The organism is Pseudomonas typographi, from assembly GCF_014694385.1.
In the GTDB taxonomy this organism is placed as follows: Bacteria; Pseudomonadota; Gammaproteobacteria; order Pseudomonadales; family Pseudomonadaceae; genus Aquipseudomonas; species Aquipseudomonas typographi.
Map to the genome: position 1 here is coordinate 1 of NZ_JAAOCA010000153.1, position 358 is coordinate 358.

Here is a 358-nt window from a genome sequence, read left to right on the forward strand (position 1 = left end):
CTATCAGTGAAGACTGGGCCGCTGATAGATGCATAACCATGCGCCGCGCCATCGTCAGAGCCGCTGCCGAGATCGGGAGGACGATGGCATGAGCACCGAGAAAATGCGGGAAGAGTTTGAGGCGTGGGTCGAGGCGAACTTTGGCCTTTCTGTCCGCCGCAACCCTGCAGGGGCGTACCAGTCGTTTGGCGTGTATGCAGCATGGGAAGCATGGCAAGCCTCCCGCGCTGCTTGGACTTGCCCCTACCAAACCGGACACCAACTCCCCGTTAAATTGATGCTGCTGCCAAGCGCCTAAACTCTCTCGGCGACCGATATTTCAAAGCGCTGTGCGGATGCTGCTCGTTGTAATGCTCGA

At 58.4% G+C, this 358-nt stretch carries 1 protein-coding gene; it reads left to right on the forward strand.

Annotated features, from left to right (window positions below):
* Nucleotides 1-88 precede the first annotated feature (88 nt).
* A complete protein-coding gene (locus tag HAQ05_RS28185) occupies nt 89-298 on the forward strand; it encodes a phiTE_015 family protein (RefSeq protein WP_190427712.1) in 210 nt (69 codons plus the stop codon).
* Nucleotides 299-358 lie beyond the last annotated feature (60 nt).

Coding starts and splice junctions, on each gene's coding strand:
- HAQ05_RS28185 (WP_190427712.1), top strand. CDS start 89: ATGAGCACCGAGAAAATGCGGGAAGAGTTTGAGGCGTGGGTCGAGGCG.